The organism is Nibribacter ruber (assembly GCF_009913235.1).
Lineage (GTDB): Bacteria > Bacteroidota > Bacteroidia > Cytophagales > Hymenobacteraceae > Nibribacter > Nibribacter ruber.
This window is the reverse complement of record NZ_CP047897.1, coordinates 1,855,086-1,873,753: the sequence shown is the minus strand read 5'-3', so window position 1 is coordinate 1,873,753 and position 18,668 is coordinate 1,855,086. Positions and strand designations below refer to the sequence as shown.

Annotated in this window: 13 protein-coding genes; 4 read left to right on the top strand and 9 right to left on the bottom strand. The window is 49.8% G+C overall.

Features of this window, described 5'->3' with window-relative positions; translation table 11 throughout:
- Positions 1-73: 73 nt before the first annotated feature.
- Together GU926_RS07945 and GU926_RS07940 are read right to left on the bottom strand one after the other, a co-directional pair.
- Entirely contained in the window at positions 74-637 is a 564-nt protein-coding gene (locus GU926_RS07945; protein WP_160690698.1) for an NUDIX hydrolase, read from the bottom strand.
- A gap of 652 nt (positions 638-1,289) precedes the next feature.
- Positions 1,290-2,600 (bottom strand): hemolysin family protein, encoded by a 1,311-nt coding sequence (locus GU926_RS07940; protein ID WP_160690696.1) that lies wholly within the window; start codon positions 2,598-2,600, stop codon positions 1,290-1,292.
- Between the two features lie 223 nt (positions 2,601-2,823).
- On the opposite strand from GU926_RS07940, the gene GU926_RS07935 reads away from it, so the two are divergent.
- Positions 2,824-5,052, top strand: coding sequence for a protein-disulfide reductase DsbD family protein (locus GU926_RS07935; RefSeq protein WP_160690694.1), 2,229 nt, complete (start codon positions 2,824-2,826; stop codon positions 5,050-5,052).
- Between the two features lie 367 nt (positions 5,053-5,419).
- On the opposite strand, the gene GU926_RS07930 is transcribed toward GU926_RS07935, so the two are convergent.
- Positions 5,420-5,950, bottom strand: a complete 531-nt coding sequence (locus GU926_RS07930; RefSeq protein WP_160690692.1) for a DUF4385 domain-containing protein — start codon at positions 5,948-5,950, stop codon at positions 5,420-5,422.
- A gap of 80 nt (positions 5,951-6,030) precedes the next feature.
- On the opposite strand from GU926_RS07930, the gene GU926_RS07925 reads away from it, so the two are divergent.
- The gene (locus GU926_RS07925; protein WP_160690690.1) at positions 6,031-6,600 is read left to right on the top strand and encodes a hypothetical protein; all 570 of its coding nucleotides are present in this window, start codon (positions 6,031-6,033) and stop codon (positions 6,598-6,600) included.
- A gap of 449 nt (positions 6,601-7,049) precedes the next feature.
- On the opposite strand, the gene GU926_RS07920 is transcribed toward GU926_RS07925, so the two are convergent.
- The gene (locus GU926_RS07920; RefSeq protein WP_160690688.1) at positions 7,050-8,681 is read right to left on the bottom strand and encodes an ArnT family glycosyltransferase; all 1,632 of its coding nucleotides are present in this window, start codon (positions 8,679-8,681) and stop codon (positions 7,050-7,052) included.
- A gap of 154 nt (positions 8,682-8,835) precedes the next feature.
- On the opposite strand from GU926_RS07920, the gene GU926_RS07915 reads away from it, so the two are divergent.
- Entirely contained in the window at positions 8,836-10,761 is a 1,926-nt protein-coding gene (locus GU926_RS07915; RefSeq protein WP_232058468.1) for a hypothetical protein, read from the top strand.
- A 168-nt stretch (positions 10,762-10,929) separates the two neighbouring features.
- On the opposite strand, the gene trxA is transcribed toward GU926_RS07915, so the two are convergent.
- The 4 genes from trxA to dnaE form a co-directional block, all read right to left on the bottom strand.
- The gene (trxA, locus tag GU926_RS07910) at positions 10,930-11,256 is read right to left on the bottom strand and encodes a thioredoxin (RefSeq protein ID WP_062542637.1); all 327 of its coding nucleotides are present in this window, start codon (positions 11,254-11,256) and stop codon (positions 10,930-10,932) included.
- Positions 11,257-11,685: 429 nt separating this feature from the next.
- Positions 11,686-12,231, bottom strand: coding sequence for an REP-associated tyrosine transposase (locus GU926_RS07905; protein WP_160690686.1), 546 nt, complete (start codon positions 12,229-12,231; stop codon positions 11,686-11,688).
- A gap of 261 nt (positions 12,232-12,492) precedes the next feature.
- Positions 12,493-12,885, bottom strand: coding sequence for a hypothetical protein (locus tag GU926_RS07900; RefSeq protein ID WP_160690684.1), 393 nt, complete (start codon positions 12,883-12,885; stop codon positions 12,493-12,495).
- 421 nt (positions 12,886-13,306) lie between these two features.
- On the bottom strand, positions 13,307-16,942 hold the full coding sequence (dnaE, locus tag GU926_RS07895) for a DNA polymerase III subunit alpha (protein ID WP_160690682.1): 3,636 nt from the start codon (positions 16,940-16,942) through the stop codon (positions 13,307-13,309).
- 291 nt (positions 16,943-17,233) lie between these two features.
- Between dnaE and GU926_RS07890 the strand changes: the two genes are divergently transcribed.
- The gene (locus GU926_RS07890) at positions 17,234-17,539 is read left to right on the top strand and encodes a DUF3817 domain-containing protein (protein WP_160690680.1); all 306 of its coding nucleotides are present in this window, start codon (positions 17,234-17,236) and stop codon (positions 17,537-17,539) included.
- A gap of 72 nt (positions 17,540-17,611) precedes the next feature.
- Here GU926_RS07890 and GU926_RS07885 read toward each other — a convergent pair whose 3' ends face one another.
- Entirely contained in the window at positions 17,612-18,508 is an 897-nt protein-coding gene (locus GU926_RS07885) for a cyanophycinase (protein WP_160690678.1), read from the bottom strand.
- Positions 18,509-18,668: the final 160 nt, after the last annotated feature.

The window sequence follows — 18,668 nt, the reverse complement described above, 5'->3', positions numbered from 1 at the left end:
GTTGGCCTCTTGCTTACTTTTCTTTACAAAACCGCAGAGAAGACCTGCAAAGACAGGCAATACAGTGCAGCCTTTACAGACTCACTCGCTGTTGCAACACCTGCAAGGCCATAAAACACAGAGAAACGGAGCAGGAGACTTTGATTTCGCCGGACATCAGTTTGGGCAGCACCTCAGCCAGCGGAATGGGAATCACTTCCACGCACTCGGTCTCGTCCCAGCTGGGTTGGCCGGTAAGTGCCGCACCTTCGGCCAGAAACAGGTGCACCACGCTGGTGTCTTTGGTGGGATTGTCATAGAGCGTGCCCAACGGAGAGATGGAAGTGACGCTGTAGCCGGTCTCTTCATACAACTCGCGCGCGGCGGCCTCACCGGGGTCTTCTGTGTCTGCGTCAAACATGCCGCCGGGCAACTCCAGCAGAATCTTACCAGCAGCGTGCTTGTACTGGCGCACAAAGATCACCTCGCCCTGGGCCGTCACCGGAAACACCAAGGCCCCCGCCGGCCGAACGCTCACGAAGTAATCATCAATGACCTGGCCGTTTGGTAGTTGAACCGTGTCACGGCGAAGGTGGTACCAGCGGTGCTGAAAAGCAGTCTCTGAAGCAAGGATTTTCCAGGGTTGGGGCTTGGTCATGTGAGCGTATGTAAAACCGAAGTTATCCGTTTTTGGCCTGTTTTCACAGAAACAGGCCAAAAACGGGCCAGCGTTGAGCGTACGCAAAAACCAGAAAACCGGCTGGGAGTAGAAGGGAAAACGTTTTCTTTTAAGGCGAAAAACTTTAAAATATTTTAGGGTGGGATAGTTTTAAGCTGGCAATCAGTGGTAAGGACTCTTCAATTCTGGCTAGTTCCTGATTGGATGTCAGCCTCTGGACAGCTGTAGAATAATCTTTTGGCTAATTTGGTAGAGTTTGTGCCAGTAGTTGAGATGGGTGGTAAATTATATGAATGTAAGCTATCTCAATTCATCTGCTTCCCAAAGCCTTGGATTGTCTAGAATGTATTCAGAAATTCTGTCGTAGTCTTTCTCATCCCTAATGATATGTTCCCAATAGTTGCGCTGCCAAAGTTTAGAATGGAAGGCTGTCCATCCTCAGACGTTCACGCCACGCAAAATGCCACGGTGGTCAGAGATTTGAAGGCGCTGATTATGTTAGCGAGAGTAGGGGCAATCCCTTGTGGTTGCCCCTACGTTACCTTGTCATTAAAAATTTAAATCCGTTTTTGGTCTGTTTTCTGGAAAACAGACCAAAAACGGATTTAAATGATAAAAGCTGATTCCTTACTTACAAAAGGTCGTCGCGCTTGTCTTCTGTGATGGTGAGCAGCACAGATTCTACGTTGCGCTCGGTCTTCTCCAGAATTTTGAACTCATAGACGCCATGTATGACCGTGTCCCCGATTTCTGGGATGCGGCCGTAGATCATGTTCAGGTAGCCGCCCACGGTTTCGTAGTCCTCGCCTTCGGGGAGAGGGTAGGGCAGGTCATCGTTGGCGTCCTGGATGGAGACCGAGGTGCTTACTTTGTACTCAAAGTCGCCGGTCTTCTCAATGAGCGGTACTTCCTCATCGTACTCATCCTGGATTTCGCCTACCAGTTCTTCAATGATGTCCTCAATGGTGACAATGCCCGAAGTGCCGCCAAACTCATCTGACACCACGGCAATGTGCATGCGGTTGCGCTGGAAGTCTTTGAGCAAGCGGCTGATTTTCTTGGTCTCAGGCACGTAGTAGGCAGGACGCATGAGTTTTTCCAGGCTTACCTGTTGGCCGGCGCGCAGAACTACCAGCAGGTCTTTCACATAGAGAATGCCCACAATGTTGTCAATGGTGTCACGGTAGACGGGTATACGGGTGTAGCCTTCGTTGAACACCACCGCAAAAATCTGATCCTCAGAAGACTCTAGTTCCAGGGCCACCAGTTTGGTGCGGGGCACCATGATCTGCTTGACCATGCGCTCATTGAACTCAAAGACGTTTTCCATGAGCTGCTGCTGGCTGTCGGCAATTTCGCCGCTCTCGGCAGACTGTTCAAACAGAAGACGCAGTTCCTCGGCGGTGTGCACCTCAGAGCCGTGCATGGGCGTAATGCCCACGCGCTTCAAGATGAAGTTGGAGAAGCCGTTCAAGACCCAGATAAACGGTAACAACACATAGTAGACAATGCGTAACGGAATGGCCACGGCCAAGGTGGTGGACTCTGGGCGCTGAATGGCCAGGGACTTAGGCGCCAGCTCACCAAACACAATGTGCAGAACGGTGATGACGGCAAAGGAAATAGGGAGCGCAATCTGGTGGGCCAGTTCTGGGTCTGGCGTAAAGCCTGCCGCGTTCATGATGGCAATGACAATCTCAGACACCACGCCTTCGCCAATCCAACCCAGACCCAGGGAGGCCAGCGTGATGCCCAGCTGCGTGGCAGAAAGGTAGGCGTCCAGGTGGCCGATCATGTGGTGGGCAATCTTGGCCAGTTGGTTGCCGGCCTGGGCGCGTAATTCTATCTGGGAGGCGCGCACTTTTACCAGCGCGAATTCGGCGGCCACAAAAAAGCCGTTGAGTGCCACCAGCAAGAGGGTCAAGAAGATATTTAGGATCATAGAGTATACCGGTCCTTACAGAGTCAAGAAACCAGATTAGGTCAAATTTAATGGTTTATCGGCACTATCAAAGGGCTAATAATCGTTTGGTCTACGAGAATTCACTGGTAAAGTAAGGATTTGGCGCTAAGTGGAACAAAGCGCTTTCTGTTGTGTTGTACTGGTTTATGGGGTATTTGTAGTAATTTGCCTCTTTATGGAAGACTGTAAATTTTTAAACGATATGGCATTCAAACGCCTGTGGGTGTTTCTGCTTCCTTTGTTCCTTCTGGTGACAACGGTGCAGGCGCAAGTATTAAAACCGTCCAGCTGGAGCTATGACGTATCCAGCACAGAGGTGAAGGTAGGCGAAGAAGTGGATTTGATTTTCAACGCGAAGATTATCCCCGACTGGTACCTCTATTCCTCTGACTTTGACCCGGACCTGGGTCCTATGGTGACCACGTTCACGTTCCAAAAGCACCCGTCTTTTGCACTGGTGGGCAAGCTGAAAGCCATGGGCCCCAAAAAAAAATACGACGATACCTGGGGCGGCGAGTACACCTATTTTACCAAGACGGCCCAGTTCAGGCAGCGCATAAAAGTGTTGCAGCCGGCGCTGGTCTTAAAAGGCAGCTATGAGTACCAGGTCTGCTCAGACGTAACGGGCCAGTGTATTCCCGGCGAAGGTGACTTCAACTTCACTCAGATAAAAGTTCTGCCGGGCGCCGCGCCGGCTACCACGCCGGCAACTCCTGCCACTACCACTACAACAGGCAATACCAATGCTCCCGCAGCCACTCCTACTGGCAAGGTAAATCCTGTGACCGGTGTTCATGTGCCTGCCACCTCTGGCCTGGCCGCGGCAGGCGTAGATTCTCTGGCCAACGCAACTGTGAGGAATGATGCTGCCACGTCAGGCACTGATTTGCTGCAAGACAGCACAGACGCTGGCGTACGTACCAAGTCTACCGTTTCTTCAGCCTCTATGGGCGGCGCTACAGCGGGTGGTCTGCCCACTGAAACCCTTTGGGAGTTCATGCTGGGCGCGTTTCTGTCTGGAATGATTGCCCTGCTCACGCCCTGCGTCTTCCCGATGGTACCTATGACCGTGACTTTCTTTACCGGAGGAAGTGCCAGCCGCTCACAAGCCATCTTGAAAGCCCTGATCTACGGCCTGTCCATCATTGCCATCTATACCTTGATTGGGACGCTGGTGGCAAAACTGGCCGGCCCCGAGGCGGCTAACTTCCTGAGTACCCACTGGTTTCCTAACCTGCTGTTCTTCGCCATCTTTCTGTTTTTTGCCATGTCGTTTCTGGGCATGTTTGAGATTACTCTGCCGCATTGGCTGGTGAACAAGGCAGATGCGCAGGCAGACAAAGGCGGCTATTACGGCGTGTTTTTCATGGCCATTACGCTGGTATTGGTGTCCTTTTCCTGCACGGGTCCTATTGTAGGTTCTATTTTGGTAATGTCGGCGGGCGGCGAGACGTTGAAGCCTATTGCGGGTATGTTTGCCTATTCTTTGGCCTTCGCCTTGCCATTTACCTTGTTTGCCATTTTTCCTAACTGGTTGAGCAGTCTTCCCAAGTCGGGTGGCTGGTTAAACTCCGTGAAAGTGTGTCTGGGCTTTATAGAACTGGCTTTGGCATTGAAGTTCCTGAGCGTGGCCGACCAGGTCTACCACTGGCGCCTGCTGGACCGCGAGGTGTATCTGGCGCTTTGGATAGTGATTTTCGCGCTGATGGGAATTTACCTGCTGGGGAAACTCAAGTTCTCCCATGACTCAGACCTGCCGTATCTGGGCGTGCCTAGATTACTTTTGGCCATTGCCACCTTCGCGTTTGTGGTGTACTTGATCCCCGGCATGTTTGGCGCACCTTTAAAAGCCCTGGCCGGTTACCTTCCGCCGCAGTCTACCATTGACTTTGACTTGTATTCTAACAGAGAAACTTCTTCTGGCGGCACGACGGCCTCTACCTTATGCGAGACGCCCAAATACGCCGAGTTTCTGGAACTGCCCCACAACCTGCAAGGCTACTTTGATTTAGAACAGGCCAAGCGCTGCGCCAAAGAGCAGGGCAAACCCATCTTTATTGACTTCACCGGCCACGGCTGCGTGAACTGCCGTGAGATGGAAGCCAACGTCTGGTCGCACCCCGAGGTCTTAAAACGCCTTCGTGAGAACTTCGTCATTGCCGCCCTTTACGTAGACGACAAAACCGAACTCCCTAAAAACGAATGGTACACCAGCACTTACGACCAGAAGGAAAAAACCACCCTCGGTAAAAAATACGCCGATTACCAGGTCACTAAATTCAACGTGAACGCCCAGCCGTATTATGTGCTCATGGATGAAAACGAAAACATGCTGGTAAAACCGGTAGCGTATGAGAAAGACGTCCAGAAATTCATCCAATTCTTAGACGCCGGCGTAGCCGCCTACAAAGCCAAACAGCAGGTGCAGTAAGCATTTACTTTGATTAAAAGAGCCTCGGCAATATGCCGGGGCTTTTTCATTTTTGGGCAGTTTTTATCAAAACGGGCTAAAAACGGTTACTCAACCCAGATTCTCCCCTTGAGGGGAGCGCAGAGGGGTGTCTACAGTATCAGAATTGCTTTATTACATTGTCTTCAGTCAAATTGTAAATCTCATTTATTCAAACCAAGATTTTTACTTTCATCATTTTAGAATAGTGAAGTCTTCCATTTAGTAGTTGAGTTTAATTTAATCTATGCGTGTAAACACCCCTCTACGCTCCCCTCAAGGGGAGAATCTGCGTTGAATTAACATCTATGCGTTTTTGCACTGTTTTATAGAAAACAGGCCAAAAACGCTACTTCTCATAATAGGCATCCCTGAACTCCTGTTTCTGTCTCAAATATTCTGGGTGGTCTTTGGCCTGGAACCAGTATTCTTTGAAAATGGCGGCGGCTTGCGCTTTCTCATTGGTGAGGGCGTCTGTTTCCTGGGGTAGAATCTCATTGCCTTTGTGAGCGCTGCCCGAAGAGTAGGGATAGGGCAGGCCTTCAGAATGGTCTTGGCCGATGGCTTGGTACTTGCGGCCACCTTTATGGTTGGCGTAGCGGCGGGCACGGGTGAAGCCCATTTGCAGAAACTTGCGGGCCATGTCGGCGCCTACAAAGTCTTGCTGGGAAAGGTATTCCTCAAAAAGCTGGTAGATTTTCTTAGCCGATTCTAAAGCTACCTCGGGGTTCTTGAAACGCCAATGGGGCAGGATTTCGCTCTTGTACGGCTCCACCAGCAACACGCCCTGTTCGCCCACGCCCACGCGGTACAACTCCGGCTGCTGCCTGAAATCTACTTTCTTGAAATCTAGTTCGTATTTGAAGCCGTTTTTAGCCATGTTTGCCAAGGTAAACGCAGGACCTAAGCACCTAAATTGACTGGTCTGCGTATGCGAGGTGTTTACTTTTAACTACTACTATGAAACGCGCTTCTCTGTTTTCAAATACCTTCTTCTGCCTGGCATTCCTGTCGGGGAGCTTCTTGTTTTCTGCCTGTGACACCACCCCGCGGGAGCGCAAAGAGATAGCCGCCCGTGAGATTGACCAGCTAGACGAAAAAGCCAGCGCCGCCGCTTCTAAAACCAAGGAAGAACTGAAAAAATCAAGAGAAGCCCTGGCCAGACAGCGCGAAGAACGTAAACTGCGCGAAGCCCGCGGCACTACCGCCGGCAAGAAAGCCCAGATGGAAAAAGAACTGCTGGGCGACTATTACCTCCTTTCTCAGGCCACCCCAGAGAACCTGAAAGACGCGTACGTCCATTTTATGGAGCAGGTGCGCGCCCGGCGCAAAGTCTGGACCTTAGAAGACTGGGATTACGCCAATGCTATCTACAAACAACTCAACGACCGCGAAAAACAACTCCACGACGATATTGTGCTACGGCACGCCACCAAAATCAAAGCCCTCCAAGCCGAGTATCTGGCCCTGGAGAACAGCGCAGACCTGAAAGACTACCAGCGCATTAAGAAGGAACAAGCCGGGAATTAAGGTGCTAATTTTCTTGATGGGAAGATTTGGGATTTGGAAATTTGGGGATGTTGGATTGGCAGAAGGGAACTATAGCTTTGGCTGAGAGGCTTCAGATCTGCTTTTAGAGCGGCACTGATTCTTGAAAACGGGAGAGGCGCTGGCATAAGCCAGCGCCTCTCCCGTTTTTAGCCTATTTTCTGGAAAATAGGCTAAAAACGACTGTCTGTTCTTCTAGTTTGGCTGCCTTTGCGTGCTTTATGCCTTACTAATTTATCATCCTGAAAGGACCTTGTGGGCAAACTAAACCGGCAGAAGTTTAGCGCTAAACTATTTTGTTGGGAACAGAAGTAAAAGTGGTTGGGCAGTATGAATTAATGCATCAATCAAAAAGGCTGTTCACCCAATCACTATCCTCTGTTTTTACCCTGATTCCCAAAAAAGAGGGCAAAATCGAATTTCGGGCTTTCTTATTTGGTAGCAGTTGAATCTTTGGGAAGGTAAAACAGCTTCACCTTCTTTTCCTGATCTAGCAATCTGGCCGTCGGGAATTGGTGGAGAATGTCCTCTTCCCGGAGGGTCATCATCAATTCTGGATGCTCCAGTACCCCGTTGTTAATGAGCAGGAAAACCGTGTCGGCGCGCAGGTCTTGGGCAGTGAACCTCTCATAGCGTTTGAATGTGTAATTCTTGGGTACGTCAAAGCCATAAAAGTACTCATAACCCCAGAGCATAGTGGAGTCCATGAGCACCACATGCTTCCCGGAAGTATGAAGTAGGTGCTGGTCTATGATTTTCTTCTGCTCAAAATAATAGGAGACTGTGGGCTTCAGGATAAAATATACTGGTCTAATGCTGGTCACGGCGGCCACCGCTCCCAAGCCCAGCCAGAAGGGAACAGGTTTGTTGTAGAGGAACAGCGCCAAGAAGACTACTGCCAGAGGCGCGTACATCACCCACAAATCGCCGCCGGCCATCCAGGTGCTAAGGCCAAATAGCACAGCCAAGAGGAGGTAGGCGGTTCTATGGTTCCAAGCTTTCTCTAATGCCAGACCAGCCGTAAGGCAGAACGCCGGAAGCAAGGGATGGAACATGCGTGGCAGAAGGGGCATGGGTTTGTAAAAGTCTACCGTGGCCGTGCCAAACCAGATGGGCAGCAGCATGCAGGCCATGGCCAACAACCAGAACCCGTGGGGTTCGCGCCAGGAGACCGGCTTGGAGAATCTTAGAAACGAAAGCAAGGCAAACCCCACCGGAATGGCCAGCGCAGAACCTATAAAAAATAGAAGCGGTCCGTAAGTAAGCCTCGGAAACAAGGTAGCCGATCGGCTGTTGAGGTAATCGTTTCGGGTCTGGTCAGTGTTGGTAGCGGCAATGTCTTGCAGACGTAGCAGGGCATCTCCGGTGAAGACTTTATAGGAAACAAAATAAATAGTTAATAACACCGCTCCCGTCACCGCTGCCGCTATCCAGAACCTGATGTTCTGCTTTCTTCTTACCTGCAAAAAGAACAGCGCCAGGTAAAAAGGGACCGTGTAGACAATGGTTTCCTTGGTCAGAAACGCCAGTAAGTTCAATAGCGCAAACAAGACGCCCCAGTAAATTTCTTGCCTGGCAGAAAATGACTGGGGGTTTCTTAGCTTGTATAAAATCAACAGACAAGCCGTGGTGAAGAAGAGCAGGATGTTGTCTGGGTACAGGTAGTTGACCGTGTTCAATTGAAAATAGTACATCCCCAGCAAGACCAAAGCCCAGCACGTGGCCACCGGATGGTCTTTCTTGAAGGTGGCGTACAGCAGGTACAGTGTGCCTAGGGTGCAGAGAAGCGGCCAAAGGGTGGTGGTGTAGACGTTGTGGCCCCAGAGCCAGTAGAAGAACGCCGTGGGCACAAACACCATGAACCTATGCGAGAAGGAGTAATTGTCAAACTGAAATTTTCCCTGCAGCAGTTGCATGGCAAACAGGCTGTAGTCATGGTCATCGCCGAAGTAGAATCCTTCATGCTCCAGAAAGAAATAGGCCAGCGTAAAACTCACGACCAGCACCAGCCAGAAGACGGGCCTGGAGAAGAGTTGCCAGAGCGGTTGCAGAAACAGCGTCATACAAGGGAGTGGGTTGCCCGGTAAAGTTCGCAAATATAAACCGGGTTCTATAACGCCTTCACTTGGCAAAAGCCATTGAAAGCCCGACCTTTGCAAAAGATACAAGAAGGGGAGCCCTCTGCGTTAGAGGGAGAAGACGCACCGAAGTTAACACATGAGAGCACCATTACTTTCAAAAATCTGCCTACTGATATTGCTTTGCTTTGCCACCACGGCGCAGGCGCAGGACATGATTGAAACCCGGCTGGGCTACAACTACGTGGACAAGTTTGAGTTCTCAGATGAGTGGCAGTACCTCACTACAGACATGTACCTGCTCAATGCGGGGCAGTTCACCCAGGTCATCAATGAGCTGGAGCAGGGCACTACCAAAGCCAGACGCCGCGACTACATCAACCTGGAGTCTCTCTTTATTTCGGCGCAGTTGAAGAATGCTAAATTGTTCGGGCAGCAACCCATTGTGTACCCGCTGTTCAACTTCGCGATTGATAACTCCAAGAAAGAATACACCACCCGCATCTCTGATCATCTGGATGCCATCAGGATCATAGACAAATTGCCCTTGGCGGCAGATGAGCGTAATATTGACGCCGTCATAGAGGCCAAGCTGTTCACCTCAGACAGCCGCGAAGTCTTCTTCAACATCATCGCCAACCAGCTCACCAACATCGGTAAACTGGCCACGCCGCAGACCGCTATGCTGTCTTTGGTGGGCGAGTTCGGGAATTTGATCCGGAATGTGGCCAAGCGCCAGGAGTATAAGTTTAGCTCTACCATCAGGCTGTATGAAGGCCAAAACTTTGACACGCGCCTGCATTCCGTAAGGGTATATGTGTTTGTGCCTTCGTTTGCCAAAGTACCTGCTTTGCGCACCGCCCGCCTGACCGAACTGCTGAGCAACAGTCCGCAGGGGTTTGAGAAGCAGAAGTTGGAAGCGGCCCTCAATTTCAAGGAATACCCGGTGCTAGTGGTGGCCAATTACAAATCACTCTACAAGATGGACGCCTTGACCGGGAGCGAAATCTCTTCAGAGACCATTGAGCGCCGCCGCGTACGCATTGAGCAGGCGTACAGCGCCGGCCTGGTCAACGATGATGCCTACAAGCAGGAAAAGTTCTTTGTGGAGTATCTGCGCAACTTCGCCGATTTAAAGCAGAACCTGAACAGCTACCGCCTCAACTACAAGAACAACAGCCCCGAGGCCAACGCCAAAACGCTGTTCGCGGTGATACAAGACTACAAGCGCCTCAAAACCTTGGCCCGCCAGCGCGATAACGAATTTGCCCGCAACAGCACCTACCAACGCATTTTCAAGGGCGAGTACCAATCCATTCTGGCCAGCGCAGACGGCTATCTGGAAACCGATCATAACCTGAAAAACGGCAAAGAACTAGTCAATACACTGCTGGAACTGGACCAGGAACAGAGTAAACCTTTTACCGTGGCCCAGCGCGAATTCTACCTGAACAAGCTGTATTCTGTTGAGCTTCCCGGCCCAGAGTTCTTAGCCACTACCTTAGAAGGAGAAGCTTTCACGCGTCAGGTAAACCGTTTGGAAAGTGCCCAGTACAATGATTTGTTCGCCAAAGAAGTGAGCCGTCTCCGCGAAGCCGTCCCCAGCGAGGAGACCATTGCCCAACGCAACGCCCTGCTGGATAAATCCTCTACCACCAAATGTCGCACCTGCCGCGAAGAGGTGAAACAGTCCGTGCGCGTGTTTAACCAGCGTTTAGAGGAACAGCAACTAGAGAAGGAACGCGCTCGGCGCCTGGACTTAGGCCAGCAGATTGAACGCAATGTAATTGTCTGGCTCAAGCAGGATGCCTGCATGGACAACGCCTTTAAAACACAATTCCCCACTGACACTTTACCCGCGCACATTCAACGGCTGAGAGAAAAGAAGGAAGAGTTGAAACGGGAGATTTACGAGTTGGAGGGTATTCAAAAAACGCCGCCCGCTGACCCCAAATCTGATTTGCTCAAAGAGCACAACCAACGCTTGGCTGGACGTTTGAAGTTGTTAGAACAAGGCTACGCCGATATTTGCTCCGCCGAGAAGAGTTTGTGTGGCTGCGAATAGCCCCAGCCCAACCCCTCCCCCGTGGAGAGAGGCTTAGTAAGTGATGCGTTTTCGGACTCTTTTATGGGAATTGGCCTAAAAACGAAAAAGCCGCTCCTAATGAAGGGGCGGCTTTTGTATTTTTAGTAATAGTCCCTCTCCACGGGGGAGGGGTTGGGCTGGGGCTACTTAGGCTAATTGGCCGTCTAGTTTCTGAGCCAAAACGTTCTTCGGAACGGCGCCCACTTGCTTGTCTACTACTTGTCCGTTCTTGAAAACCAACAGCGTAGGAATGCTCCTGATCCCGAATTTGGCAGAGGTCTGCGGGTTGGCGTCCACGTCTACTTTGCCTACCACCACGCGGCCTTCATAGTCGCCGGCCAGTTCTTCTACCACGGGGCCCACCATGCGGCAAGGTCCGCACCACTCGGCCCAGAAGTCTACTAATACAGGTTTATCTGAGTTGATGATCTCCTCAAAGTTCGCATCGGTGATCTCAATTGCTTTATGTGCCATGATTTTTCGTTTTTATGTGCTAATGGAAGTTGTTGGTCAAATATAGAACCAATTCTATTTAGTTGGTAAAGCTATGCTTTTCTGTCAGGTGTGTCAATATCCTGCAGGAAACCGTTTTGGGGCTCATTTCTGAAAATGAAGCCTAAAACGTGCCTATATCTACTGATATCCGGGGAAAAGGTTAGGAACGCGCCTCCCTGACAGATTGGCTAATTCCAGAAAATGGTGGCAGAATCGGCGGCAAGGCTTCTCTGAGAATTGCCTTCAGCGGCAGAGAAACGTGAAAGGGCTCACCTCAGAACGAGGCTTCCTTAAAAAAGGCAAGGCTTTTCTAGTAGAAAGAGGTGGAAGCCAACTTTAAACCGGAAAAGCCAAGAACCCGAAGGTTGAGACAAAGGTAGGGAAATTTTTGGGAAGGACAAGTTGGAGTTAATCAATCAGGATAATTGGTAAGAGTCCTTTGCCGCCCGCATAATCAATTGCGGAACTGTATAAATAGTGCTCTGGTTCCTGCACAATCTCGGCCCGTACTGGATTTTGATGAATGTAGTCAAGCTTCTGTTGAAGGAACTCGTTGGAATGGATTTCCTTCGCCTCGTTCCCATCTTGCCAAAATTTGTGGTTGATTACTTTGGAATGCACATTGGCCGGAAACTGGAAACGGTGCAGCATCCATTCTCTTCTGCTTTCATTTTCCATTTGGATTGCTGTCACGATGCTTCTGCTTGTAAATTTTTTGAAGTCCCTGAGAATGTCAGAAAGGTGAAATCCATCTTTAGCTGCTGCGATCATGTGTAGGTGATTGCTCATTAAAACCCAAGCATATAATTCCAGCCCTTTCCTTTCTTGGCAGAACTTGAGTGAATCTAGAATGATGTGTCTATAAATAGGCCTAGTGAAAACATCAATCCAATCCACTACTGTTAATGTCAAATAATGTAGATGGCCTTCATGGATTTTGTTTTTGATGCCCATATAAAGAGCTACGGCAAATAAAAAACTCAGTTTCTAGTTGCCATCTAGACGCTGTTCGGGATTTACCAATCCCGAACCACTATGTCGGGGATTTCCAAATCCCCGTTGCAGGCTAATAGGGAAAGCTTGAGCACGGGGATTGATAAATCCCCGACAGATAACTTCCGGATTGATAAATCCGGAAGAGCGGAGGCGGATGATTGGCTTTCGAATAGTGCTCAAAGCGCTGGGCTAACTTTACACTTACTTGGAAATCGCCTACTATCTTTGAAATATTGTATTATAATACACTCTAATTATTTCTTGCATATTCGGTGCTTGAGTTAGATTAATTCTTACTCCTTCTTGAGCAAACAATGCATGCTTTTCTGTATATTCTGGAAGCAGGTCTTTCATAGCATCTGTGACGTTCTTGATTATGCTCGTCATAACTTCATCTGAAGGGAATCTGCCTGCTTGTGATTTTTGATGTAATAGAATATCGCAAGCATAATAAATTACCTCTTTTTCAAAGTCTTGAACACTTAAATTACTTTCACCTTTATAAGCAATCAATGCTTGAATATTTTTTATTAGGTCTTGTTTAAAACCTTCTTTTGCTTTAAGGTTTTGCTTGTTAAAGAAAGAATCCATTAGATTAGAAAATAAACCCATATTATTTATATTTGTTTGGCACATTTATATTAGCTATTCCCTCCACCTCTTTCTATACTCTGACAGACCGAACTGGTAATTTTCAATATTATTCCAGCCTATTTTTATCAGACGACTTGAACTTGATTAAATTCATTTTGGAAGTTGTTCTACCTGTACGCCTTAACCATTTCTACTTTATTATTAAGAATTTTCAAATTCTCCTCAATCTCTACTCCTAGAATATCATATGATGTAGTAATACCAGAATTATACAAGGAGCGATATTACACTATTAAATTGAAAAAGTATTCATTAATGGAGTGCAGCACCTCATATTTTATTAGGTTATTATGTAAAATGAAGGCACGAATATTTTTAAAGATAATAGGGTGGAGTAACTCAAGTTTGAATTCATTTGTAGAATTATTTAGATAATTCCTTATATCAATTGACACGTCGCTACCCCCAAGTCCTTCACGTTCTGCAAGAAGACCTTCGGGTCAATGCGGTACTTGCGGCTGAACAATTCCACGGCTAAGCGTTCTCCCGGTTCTGTCAACACAAGTTCAAGTTTCTTCTGCCCAGGGCTGTTGACGGCGGCTTCTTCCAGGCGGTCAATTAGCATGGCGTTGATGTTGCGGATGTCAATGTCCATGCGCACGCCTTTGCTCATTTTCTCGGCCACGTCGCTGAGTAGTTGCATAGAGAGCGGTTTCAATTCCCACTGGTCCTCAGATTTGTAGCGCAGGGTTACTTTGGCCCTGATGAACAGGTACATGCCTTCTTTTACATAGGGTGAGAACTTTACGAAGTCTTCGCCGAACAAGGCCAGCCCCATGGTGTTGTCATAGTCCTCCAGAGAGAAGAGCAGAAATGGGTTGCCGTTTTTGCCGGTCCGCATGACCACGTTGCTAATGATGCCGGCCACGTTCACGTCACGGCCTTTGAACTCTTCAATGCGGTCCAGGCTACAGGTGCAGTATGAGTCAATCTCTAGCTTGAACTGGTCCAGCGGGTGACCCGACAGGTAGAAACCAATCACTTCTTTCTCACGGCGCAACATCTCGGTCAAAGACCAAGGCTGTACGTCTGGCACTTTAGGTAACGGCATGTCTACGGCCCCACCACCCCCGAACAAGGACTGCTGGGCGGCGCTTTTCTCGGCTTGATACTGGTTTCCGAAACGGACGGCTTTTTCCAGCAAATTGATAGTTTCGCCGGGAGGGGTTTCTATGTACTGGGCGCGGTGGTAGCGCTCAAACGAATCAAACGCACCGGCCTGGGCCAAGCTTTCAAAGGTCTTTTTGTTCACAGCGCGCAGGTTCACGCGCTTCGCAAAGTCAAAGACATCGGTGTACGGGCCGGTTTTCTCGCGTTCTTCAATGATGGCTTCCACGGCGGCTTCGCCGGTGCCTTTCACAGCGCCCATCCCGAAACGGATTTGCCCCTGCTGGTTCACGTTGAACTGGTGGATAGATTCATTGACATCGGGGCCCAGTACTTGGATCTGTTGTTTGCGCGCCTCCTCAATAAAAAACGTCACCTTCTTGATGTCGTTCATGTTGTGGGTGAGCACCGCGGCCATGTACTCAGCGGGGTAATGCGCCTTGAGGTAACCGGTCTGGTAAGCCACCACGGAGTAAGCGGCGGAGTGCGAGCGGTTAAAACCGTACTGCGCAAATTTCTCCATCACGTCAAACACCTCAGAGGCCTGCTTGGCAGGAATGCCATGAATCTCTTTAGCCCCGGCCACGAATTTCTCGCGCTCCTGGGCCATTTTCTTCATGTCCTTCTTACCCATCGCGCGACGGAGCAAATCTGCACCGCCCAGTGAGTAACCCGCCAAAACCTGCGCCGTCTGCATAATCTGCTCCTGGTACACCATGATGCCGTAGGTGTTCTTCAAGAGCGGTTCCAGCAAGATGTGCGGGTATTCCACCTCCTCACGGCCCTGCTTCCGGTTAATGAAGTTCGGGATGAACTGCATCGGGCCCGGACGGTACAAGGCGTTCATGGCAATCAAATCTTCAATGTTGGTAGGCTTGAGGTCCTTGAGGTACATGCGCATGCCCTCAGACTCAAACTGGAACGTACCAATGGTGTCACCGCGCTGGTAAAGGACGTAGGTTTTCTCATCGTCCAGCGGAATGTTGTCAATGTCAATCTCTACCCCGTGGTTGCGTTTGATGAGCGCCATGGCGTCCTTCAAGATGGACAGGGTTTTGAGGCCCAAAAAGTCCATCTTTAGCATGCCCGCGCTCTCAATCACCTTGCCGTCAAACTGCGTCACCAAGAGGTCAGAGTCCTTGGAGGTAGAAACGGGAATGTAATTGGTAATGTCATCTGGCGCGATAATCACCCCCGCCGCGTGAATACCCGTGTTGCGTACTGAGCCTTCCAGCTTCTCGGCTAGTTTCAAAACCTTCGCCCGAAGGTCATTGCCGTCTCTAATGGAGGCAAGCTCAGGTGATTCAATAAAGGCTTTGGCCAGCGTAGTGCCGGGTACCTCAGGGACCATCTTGGCCAGTTCGTTGGCCTCAGACAAAGGCAAGTCCATAGCGCGGGCCACGTCTTTGATAGACGATTTGGCGGCCATGGTACCGAAGGTAATGATTTGGGCCACCTGCGTTTTGCCGTACTTGTCTACCACGTAGTCAATCACGCGCTGGCGGTTCACGTCATCAAAGTCAATATCAATATCGGGCATGGATACCCGTTCCGGGTTTAGGAAACGCTCAAACAGCAGGGCGTACTTGATAGGGTCAATGTTAGTGATCCCCACGCAATACGCCACGGCAGAACCCGCCGCCGAACCGCGGCCCGGACCCACGGCCACGCCCATGCTTCGGCCTTTGTTGATGAAGTCCTGGGTGATGAGGAAGTAACCCGCAAAGCCCATGGTCTCAATGATGCCCAGCTCGTAGTTCAGGCGTTCTTCTACCTCTGGCGTAATTTCATGATAGCGCTTCTTGGCGCCCTCAAAGGTCAAGTGGCGCAAGAACAAATCTGCCGTAGGGTGCTCCGGAGGAAGCGGGAAGTTAGGCAACAAGATATCGCGCTGGAGTTTGGGTGGCGTAATCTTGTCTACAATCTCGTTGGTATTGTCCACGGCAAACGGCACGTCCGCGAACAGCTGGTTCATCTCAGCCTGAGACTTAAAGAAGAACTGGTCATTCGGGAACCCGAAGCGATCCTGCGGACGCGGTTTCTGCTGTTCCTCCTCAATGCGGTAGAGCATGCGGCGCACGTTCTCGTCGTGGCCGTAAGTGTTCCTGATGTTGGTTAATGTGTCATAAATCACCTCACCGCTACCCGACATCATCCTGAAATACTGCGTCTGGAAATCGCCTACGGGCACGCTTTCCTGCTCGCCGGTGTTCACGCACAAGAGAATGTCGTGTGCGTTCCAGTCGGTTTGCTCTACGTAATGGCTGTCATTGGTGCAGATAACCTTGACGTTGTATTTGATGGCGAATCTGAGCAACACCTGGTTTACGTCCTCCTGAGACAAGCCGGTATTGTCAATGTTCATGAGGCCATGGCGCTGAATCTCAATGTAGTAGTCATCGCCAAACAAATCCAGCCACCATTTCAGGAGTTTCTCGGCTTCTTCTTCGCCTTTCCAGAGAATAGCCTGGGGCAGTTCGGCACCAATACAGCAGGACGTGGCGATGAGGCCTTTGTGGTATTTGACTAGTAGTTCCTTGTCAATGCGGGGCCATTTGCTGTAGAGGCCGTCAATGTAAGAGTAGGAGCAGAGCTTGGCTAAGTTCTGGTAGCCTTCCTGGTCTTTGGCCAGCAGCAGCTGGTGGTGACGCACGTCTTTCGTCTCCTTGGTAAACGTCTTTTGGTGACGGTCCTGCACCAGATAAAATTCACAGCCTACAATGGGTTTCACGTTGTACTTGTTGGCCTCAGCCACGAAGTTGAACGCCCCAAACATGTTGCCGTGGTCGGTCATGGCGACGGCTTTCATGCCATCGGCCTGGGCCTTTTTCATGAGCCCGCTAATGCTGGCGGCCCCGTCTAGCAACGAGTATTGGGTATGGGTATGGAGGTGGGAAAAATCTGGCACGACAGGGTAATTAGAAATTAGAAATTATGAATTAGAAATGACTGCACAGCCACCTCTAAAACCCGCCGGAGCGGACTACGAAGTTACAAAGAAAACACCGGATGCTGGGGTAAAAGTTGCCGTAACGGAAGGTCGTTTTTGGCTTGTTTTCTGGAAAAGAGGCCAAAAACGACTAGGCTGAAAATTAGTAGGAAATAAGCGGGAGAGAATAAGATTTGAGAGGGGAAATCGTTGGAGGAAGGGGTGATTACCGGCGCGTGATGTACCTTTGTGATTCAATCTTACTTTGTTATGGCTTTATCGTTTTCCACTACTCTTGACCGCTTTAGGTCTATTGCTATCATAGAAGGGATCTCTTTCCTGTTACTGTTAATTATTGCCATGCCCATGAAGTACATGATGGGTATTCCTGAGCCGGTGAAGTACATGGGCTGGGCGCACGGTGTTCTATTTGTGCTGTTCATGGCCTTGCTGCTCCAGGTATGGATTCAATACAAATGGTCTTTCTGGAAGGTAGCCTTGGCATTTATCGCGTCTCTTATTCCGTTTGGCACGTTCTGGCTGGACAAGAAGATTGCCCACGAGGAAGTTCGCTAGGAAGATGCTATTTTATACGATAGCCGTTTTTGGCCTGATTTCCAGAAATCAGGCCAAAAACGGCTTTTCTGTTTATACAATCTGTACTCTTTGGTAGGTGGGTATCTCGTACTCGTCCTTGTCTCCCAGCAAATGCACCCGCAGGCCCTTGGCTGTGAAAGGTTGGCCGTTTTCTATTTCAAAGATGTTGGTTTCGGTCATGTCCATGCCGTCCACGATGGTGATAAGGCCACTGCCCACTACCTCAATGTGACCTCCGTCCACCACTAAAATAGCGGTGTCTTCCTCTAAGCCAATGCCGATGCACTCTGGGTTGGTGGCAATAGCCTGGGTCATGCGCACAATGCGTCCGCGGGTTAAAAAGTGCGTGTCAATGGCTACGTTCTTGATGAACTCCAGCCCGGTGGTCATGCGCACATCGCCTTTTATGTACCCGCCATCCGATTCTCCTTCATAAATCATAGGCGTAGACATGGCCGCTGCGCCCGCGCTGGTGCCGGCAATGATGATGTTCTCCAACACGTAGCGCTCCTTTAGCTTGTTGAGAATCTGGGTGCCGCCGTAAATGGCCGTGAGCCGGAGTTGGTCACCGCCGGTGAACATGAAGCCATCGCCTTTCTCTACCATCTTCAGAAACTCAGGTTTAAAGGCATCTTCACGGGTTCTAATGTCCATGACCAGCACCTTGTTCACCCCCAGTTCTTTGAACAGTTTTATATAATCCTGCGCCGATGCTGCAGGCTCATTGGACGCCGTGGGAATGATCACCACCGTAGGGTCATCGCCTCTGAGCTCTTGCACGAAGCGCTTAAGAATCTGCTCACTAATGAAGTTGATGTTCTTGTCCTTGCCCTCGGCCTGGTCGGCACCTTTGTTCTCCTTGCCGCCAATGGCCAGGATTTTTCCTTTGGGCGTCTGGCCTTTGGCTGGGATGAAGTTTGCTTTTGAATTTTTGGGCGAAGTAGTCATGTCTGCCACGTTAGGGTTAAGGGTTGAAACACGTCAGGTTAGGCTATTTTCTGAAGAACGTACATACGCCTTTGGCAGAACGGGGAATGACTTATGCAGTTATACAGAAGCTAGTTGACTTGAATACGAGCCACTTACCATTGGGTTGGGGTAGGACCAG

Excerpts from the sequence above, each read along its gene's own strand:
- GU926_RS07945 (WP_160690698.1), bottom strand. The coding sequence starts at position 637 with ATGACCAAGCCCCAACCCTGGAAAATCCTTGCTTCAGAGACTGCTTTT.
- GU926_RS07940 (WP_160690696.1), bottom strand. The coding sequence starts at position 2,600 with ATGATCCTAAATATCTTCTTGACCCTCTTGCTGGTGGCACTCAACGGC.
- GU926_RS07935 (WP_160690694.1), top strand. The coding sequence starts at position 2,824 with ATGGCATTCAAACGCCTGTGGGTGTTTCTGCTTCCTTTGTTCCTTCTG.
- GU926_RS07930 (WP_160690692.1), bottom strand. The coding sequence starts at position 5,950 with ATGGCTAAAAACGGCTTCAAATACGAACTAGATTTCAAGAAAGTAGAT.
- GU926_RS07925 (WP_160690690.1), top strand. The coding sequence starts at position 6,031 with ATGAAACGCGCTTCTCTGTTTTCAAATACCTTCTTCTGCCTGGCATTC.
- GU926_RS07920 (WP_160690688.1), bottom strand. The coding sequence starts at position 8,681 with ATGACGCTGTTTCTGCAACCGCTCTGGCAACTCTTCTCCAGGCCCGTC.
- GU926_RS07915 (WP_232058468.1), top strand. The coding sequence starts at position 8,836 with ATGAGAGCACCATTACTTTCAAAAATCTGCCTACTGATATTGCTTTGC.
- trxA (WP_062542637.1), bottom strand. The coding sequence starts at position 11,256 with ATGGCACATAAAGCAATTGAGATCACCGATGCGAACTTTGAGGAGATC.
- GU926_RS07905 (WP_160690686.1), bottom strand. The coding sequence starts at position 12,231 with ATGGGCATCAAAAACAAAATCCATGAAGGCCATCTACATTATTTGACA.
- GU926_RS07900 (WP_160690684.1), bottom strand. The coding sequence starts at position 12,885 with ATGGGTTTATTTTCTAATCTAATGGATTCTTTCTTTAACAAGCAAAAC.
- GU926_RS07890 (WP_160690680.1), top strand. The coding sequence starts at position 17,234 with ATGGCTTTATCGTTTTCCACTACTCTTGACCGCTTTAGGTCTATTGCT.
- GU926_RS07885 (WP_160690678.1), bottom strand. The coding sequence starts at position 18,508 with ATGACTACTTCGCCCAAAAATTCAAAAGCAAACTTCATCCCAGCCAAA.